Raw genomic sequence first — 6,373 nt, forward strand, 5'->3', positions numbered from 1 at the left:
TCACAGTTGTGAGCTTCCGGGCGCTTAATCGATTGGCTAATTTCCATCGGCAAATGATACGTTGATCTCAATTTGTGATTCATCCTCAAATAACAAAGGTATAGATACCACAACTGTATTTGGTATGCTCAATTGAATATTGTCTCCTGTTAAAATCGTAGGAGGTGTGATATCTACGATTATATTATCTCTGTAAAATATAGTTGCAGTATGGCCTAGGATCATGTTGCATAATTCCCCAATGGCACTTTTTCCTATTTCATCAATTTCTGTAATCAGTGAGCATCCCATCATAACCGAAGCAATCTTACAACAGATTGCTTTGCTAAAGGACATTACGACACTTCCATGGAATCCACCCGTTATCCCTATTAGCACAAGAGTGCTTTCGCTCCTATAGGGCACATCTATTGTTTCGCTTTGCTTTCGTGAATTTAAAGACCTAAGACTGAAAAGCTTCCGACAAAGGGTCTACTGTGAGGATTATAAGCCTGAGAGCCAAAATCGAAGCAGAAGCGCATAGTTCGATGCTATGACATTGACCCCACCAGTGTTAAGTTGGCATTCTCATATTTGAAGCACGCGAAGCAAAACAAGATGAGAGGAAAAATCACCTCTCATCTTGTTTCATATAGGACAAATTTGATTCTTGAATTTCAACTATACCTGCCAATAGAGTTCCAATTAGAACTCTATTGGCAAGTTCATATTTTTGTATTATTCCAAAGAATGACTTTCTTTTTAGGAATACTCCCAATCACAATACCCAACGTAGTGAGGATAAGTGCAAAGATATGGATCCCGGCAATTTTCTCATCTAAAAAGACGACACCACCGAACATGCTTGCAAAAGGCATACCGTTTAAAAACATAGCCGTTCTGTTGGCCCCCAACTGTTTAATACCTTCATTCCATCCCACTGTACCTAATGCTGTAGCTCCCCAGGCTGATAAAAATAAGACAAGTACAGCTGTTGATGATAAATGAATCTGTCCATAAACCGAAGGCCCAAAGGAAACCAGCGTCCCCAAATTTAACAATATTCCTCCTATTAAGGTAGAGTAGGCAGTCACTACTAAGGTTGGAATCGGCGTTTCCAACAGTTTTTTGATAAGCAAACCCCCAATGACATACGTCAACATGGCTACTAACATAATGACATCTTCGATTAACGAAAATTCAATAGCGCCATCTGAAGATTTTGAGAATACTACCAAAACAACCCCTGCAAATCCTAATAGTATTCCCAGTCCTAAATTCCTAGTGAATTTTTCCTCAACAAATATGGAGGCTAGAAACGCCGTTGTCAGAGGATTTAAGGCCAGGATAAGAGAAGCATTTGCAGATGAAGTCACAGAAACTCCATAGCCCAAAAGCAACTGATGCAGACAAACAGAGATTAATCCTATACCAAAAAGCAATCCCCATTGTTTCTTTCTGGGATTGTACAACCCGTATTTTTTTAAAACGAAAAATAACAAAACAATTCCCGCAAGAGGTATTCGTATTGCAGCTACCAGGATCGGGGACATCTGCTGAGTTAAAAATTTGATCATTACAACGTTCAAACCCCATAATAGGACAACTAACACTAATATCAGATAAATCAGCTTTTTTCCTGTTGGCATTGTGATTATTCTCCATTCCTGTAATACTACTATAATAGCACTTGTAAGTCCGGATAGCTCTAATAAATTGAATTCTCCTTCTCCAGTGTAGTAAGAATGTTATTCACATTGATTAGAACGCGACTATAAGCAGAAGGTGCTGCTCATATTTCAATGAGCAGCACCTTCTCAATATATGCAATATGCAGAAAGGTAAAAGCGCAACACGGACTCTGGAATCACCTCAAGGAGGTATTTCGAAAAATACATCCAAACTATTTACAACTTTTCTTTAATCTTCTATCGATTTTTTACTATAACCTGCTAATCCTAATTTTTCTCCCATAGAACGATATTCTCCAAAAGTATATCCATAAGATCTTATTCTTTCTGCGTCAGGAACCCCATTTTCGTTAAGCACTTCTTCATCATAATGTGTTGCAACAACTTCTCCAACAAATATATCATGACTTCCGAAATTTAGGATATCCTTTACTTTACATTCTATATTTACTAAACATTCCTTTATTAACGGAGCTTTTACAATACTTGCTGGTATAGGCGTTAGACCAGTTTCTTTGAATTTATCTATATTTTTTCCCGATACAATTCCACAATAATCAGTTATCTTGGCTAAATTTTCAGAAGGTATATTTATGACATACTCCATCGAATCTTTTAACATTGAATGAGAATATCTAGCTGGATGTACCGCAATGTATACTGTAGAAGGGCTGTGACTAAAGACACCAGTCCACGCTATTGTAATAATATTGGGACTTTTATCTTCTGCTTTTACTGTTACCAGCACAGTGGGTTCTGGTAATGGTGAAACATTCATTTTGTTTATAATTTTTTTACTCATATTATTCACTCCATTTTTAAATTTATTGTGTTTAAACACTTAAATTTTTCCGTAATAACACTTCAATGGATTTCTTTCTATTCCAATTTGGCAATAATTGCAATTTATACACTTTGATTGTTGCTGTTTTCCTTCCATGAACTTCTTTACAATGTTTGGTTCAATGATAAATGGTCTGGACATAGAAACAAAATCACTTTGTTCGTTATTAATAATATCTTCAATATCTTTGAGCTTTCTAATGCCTCCTACAACAATAACAGGTATTTTTACATTTTCTTTGATTTTCTTGGCACTATTAACATTATACAAGTACCTAGGTTCTGGGCTTGCAAAGGAATATTTTAATACAGGTTTAACCACAGGATAAAGGATTTTGGGAATTCTTTTCATTAAATGATTATGCTTCGCTATCATAGCAAACGGAAAATCACCTCTTAAAGCCATGAATCCTTCTTCAGCAATGCCACAGGATACCTCAATCCCATCGCATTTTGATTTTTCAAGGCACTTGGCAATTAATACAGCTTCCTCCAGCGTTATACCGTCTTTTGATTTTTCATAACCGTTTATTTTTGCAATAATTGGATAGTAACCGACCTTCTCCCTGGCCCGTTCCATAATCTCCTTAACAATCCGAAAACGATTTTCAGTACTTCCACCCCATTTATCCTTTCGTTTGTTCATATGAGGAGATAAAAATGATGATAACAAATACCCATGTGAAAGTTGTAACTGAACACCATCAAAACCAGCTTTCTTTGCTCTTTCTACTGCACTTACGAAATTATTTATAATCTCATAGATTTCCGCGTCATTCAATTCATGAGGAATGTCTTCATTGTATAATTTATCTTTGATAGGAGACGGAGAGACAGTAGGCAGACCCGTTGTCTTTGAGAACGTCTGTCTACCACAATGAGTAATCTGCAAAAAGATCGGACAATTATACTGATGAGTTCGATCTACGAGTTTCATATAATATGGAATTTTTTCATCATTATCAATCATTAACATATTAGCTAGTGGTGATTTTCCATTTTGCATAATTGCAGCATAGCCAGTTATTATTGCTCCAACGTCCCCCTTTGCTAGCGCCTCATATTTCTTGATTAACGCTTCAGTAGGATTTCCCAAATCATCTGCTAGGGCCTCATGGGTTGCAGCGCGAATAATTTTATTTTTTAGTGTAACTCCAGCAATTTGAGCTTCTGAAAATACTTCTTTCAACCCCGACCCTCCTTATAATAGACTTTGCCATTCTTGACTCGAATCTTTTAATAGACTACAATCTATTCTTAGACACAAGTTTATTATATTGATAAAATTTTTTTCCATCAACCATCAATGTCGAGACTAAAGTCTGTTATTCAACCAATCTATCAACTACGTCTATTATAAGAGGAGAATTAAGATGAACGATCGACGTGTAAGAAAAACAGAACAAGCTATCCAAGCCGCTTTTGCCAAACTGTTATCAGAAAAGAGCATGGAGAATATCACTGTAAAAAGTTTATGTGAAACAGCCGATATCAATAAAAGTACTTTCTATTTGCATTATAAAGATATTTATGATTGTGCCGATCGCTTAAGAGATACTATCGTAGATGAATTAAGTGCAGTTTTTGCACCATATAACTTTGCTGATATAATAAATAATTTTTCAGTTATTCTGGAAAATATTATGGATATATTCGAAATGAATAGAGAACTGTATATGCCCTATCTTAAATCCCCAAGCCTTGCATCTAGTTTGTGTAAAATGAAACAACTAATCCTTGGGAAAGTATTAGAAAGAGTGAATGATATAGATCGAAGTAATGGAATATCCCGATGCACCGTTTCTTTTGTTATAAGTGGCATTATAAGTGTCCTTGAACAACATGAATTTGCTGAAATTGATCACCAAGCGATTTTAGCTCTGGCTGATAAAGTCCAAAATGGGTTTACCTATTAACACATAAAAAATAGGGACAAAATGCCCCAAAGCCTTTAATACAAGACTATTTCCTCTCTATTCTCACAACACACTCTGCGTGCCTAATTCATAGATACTAAATGCTGTATAAAAACCTTCAATGAAGTAACACCAACGTGCCTGGAGTACTTGATTTGTCGGTTCTGAAAACACATTGAGTTAACTTTAGGGGACTTTATCCTAACCATCCTCATACAATAATCGGGAGGAGGTTAGGATTTTATGAATAATCAGGGTTTCTTAAGTCACAACCACGGTAGTGTTACTCATACTTCCTGCGATGATAACCATTCCCATCAATGTCTTGATATTACTGGCCCGGCAGTGGTTACAGTTGAAGGTAGTCACATTCATTATTCGGAAAGCTTTGTCATGTATGAATACGGGCATACTCACTACTATAAATCTGCTTCAAGTCCAGCAATTCCACTTCCTAACGGCTATCATACACACAATTGGGACTTTTACACTTCTTATGATGCAGCGCATCGCCACCATGTAAGTGGTCTTGACATGCCAGCACCTAATTCCTGAATAATTCTTTCAAAATTTTTCTAACTATAATTTATCTCAAGGCTCTTGAATATTTCTAAATAATCTATTAACAATATATTAACTGCTGCTTAGCATCCGCTCTTTACAATGAACATATACCAAACCAAAATAACCATAACCACAAGTACAACTATAATTTCTAGAGGTAGTTTTCTTTCTCATCCCACAAACAGGACATCCCTTCAACTGCCAATTTATAATTTATGTAAGTGGTAGTTCGTCCAAATTACCACCGAGACATTTTTGGATTATGCTTGCGAGAACGTTTGTGCTTGTGCTTGTTCTTTCTAGGTGAGGTACGTCGTTCTATGCCTTTAACGTTGCCAACAACAACTTCCTCGACTTTATTTTCTAGCCACTATGGCCTCACGCTACAGAATAGCTATTATCTTTTTTTATTGCAACCATATCAGATAAACTGATTACGAAGATTAGTGCCAATATCTCTTTTCGAATATTAGATATATTTATATATAATTATGCTGAAAAAATCCAACCAAAAGTGAATTTTCCTTAATTAATATTACATTTTACATGCTTTGCGATTAAATATTGTTTTTAAATTTACGCAGGAATAAATTTTGCCATAACAAAAAACTATTTGACAAATATTAAATTTGCATGTGACATATGCCTAGGTATTGTGTTATCCTATATCTAAGGAATAAATCAATAACTTGAGGGGGGAATTTCAAATGCTATCAGGAATTTTGAGTATTATTGTAATGATTGGTATTTATGGAATTGTTTTTATGGATTATAGGCAACAGGGTCCATTGAAAACTAGAGATGTAAAATATATGTTAAATACAAAAAAATTATTTAAGTTGCATAAGCATGCTATCTAAAAAGATGAATACTGTGAATATGGCTAAATAAGCTAATGTGTTTAAATAAACACCATTAGCTTTTTATTTTTATGCATCATCGCTCCCATGACTCCTCCCAAGATCGTGAAAATAATCCAATAAAAAACAAAAAGCCAGACCAAACGATCTGGCAAATGAATTCATCAATTCAGTGCTTTCATTTTACTTTCAGAGTCCGCAGATACGCCTTTACTTCGTCGCCGATCCGGTAGCTCTCAACCGCTTTCTGGATGGCTTTGTTATGCGTCCATTTCACCAAACGCTGTTCCCGAATATACGGCAAAGCCCCTTCGTACTGCTTAGCCAAGGCTGTTGCGAAATACCAGGCGACCATCATGTTGACATAGTATTCCTCCGACCGGATGCCCGCAACAAGCTCAAGCATCTCCGTACGGAAAGCGTCATCGAGATAGAAGCTCATCAGCATTCCGATCCCGAAACGCACCGTATAAGTCTGACCGGATATCAGCCAGACTTTGATTTTTTCGTAGAGTTCAGG

Annotated in this window: 6 protein-coding genes and 1 pseudogene; 2 read left to right on the forward strand and 5 right to left on the reverse strand. The window is 36.1% G+C overall.

The annotated features are described in order from the left end of the window. Nucleotides 1-36 precede the first annotated feature (36 nt). From DOT_RS14275 to DOT_RS14290, 4 genes are all read right to left on the reverse strand, one after another. Entirely contained in the window at nucleotides 37-378 is a 342-nt protein-coding gene (locus tag DOT_RS14275; RefSeq protein ID WP_139024212.1) for a chemotaxis protein CheX, read from the reverse strand. Between the two features lie 326 nt (nucleotides 379-704). After that, complete coding sequence (locus tag DOT_RS14280) at nucleotides 705-1,628, reverse strand: DMT family transporter (RefSeq protein WP_009620039.1); 924 nt, start codon at nucleotides 1,626-1,628, stop codon at nucleotides 705-707. Nucleotides 1,629-1,899: 271 nt separating this feature from the next. Then, entirely contained in the window at nucleotides 1,900-2,472 is a 573-nt protein-coding gene (locus DOT_RS14285) for a flavin reductase family protein (RefSeq protein WP_040412249.1), read from the reverse strand. Nucleotides 2,473-2,511: 39 nt separating this feature from the next. Then, complete coding sequence (locus tag DOT_RS14290; protein WP_009620043.1) at nucleotides 2,512-3,702, reverse strand: NADH:flavin oxidoreductase; 1,191 nt, start codon at nucleotides 3,700-3,702, stop codon at nucleotides 2,512-2,514. A 184-nt stretch (nucleotides 3,703-3,886) separates the two neighbouring features. On the opposite strand from DOT_RS14290, the gene DOT_RS14295 reads away from it, so the two are divergent. Next, nucleotides 3,887-4,429, forward strand: coding sequence for a TetR/AcrR family transcriptional regulator (locus DOT_RS14295; protein WP_009620045.1), 543 nt, complete (start codon nucleotides 3,887-3,889; stop codon nucleotides 4,427-4,429). Nucleotides 4,430-4,672: 243 nt separating this feature from the next. Then, entirely contained in the window at nucleotides 4,673-4,984 is a 312-nt protein-coding gene (locus DOT_RS14300) for a YmaF family protein (RefSeq protein WP_040412251.1), read from the forward strand. Nucleotides 4,985-6,031: 1,047 nt separating this feature from the next. Here the strand turns inward: DOT_RS14300 and DOT_RS14305 are convergent. Further along, nucleotides 6,032-6,373: pseudogene (locus DOT_RS14305) on the reverse strand (DNA alkylation repair protein); the annotation flags it as partial.

It is taken from the genome of Desulfosporosinus sp. OT, from assembly GCF_000224515.1.
Taxonomy (GTDB): domain Bacteria; phylum Bacillota; class Desulfitobacteriia; order Desulfitobacteriales; family Desulfitobacteriaceae; genus Desulfosporosinus.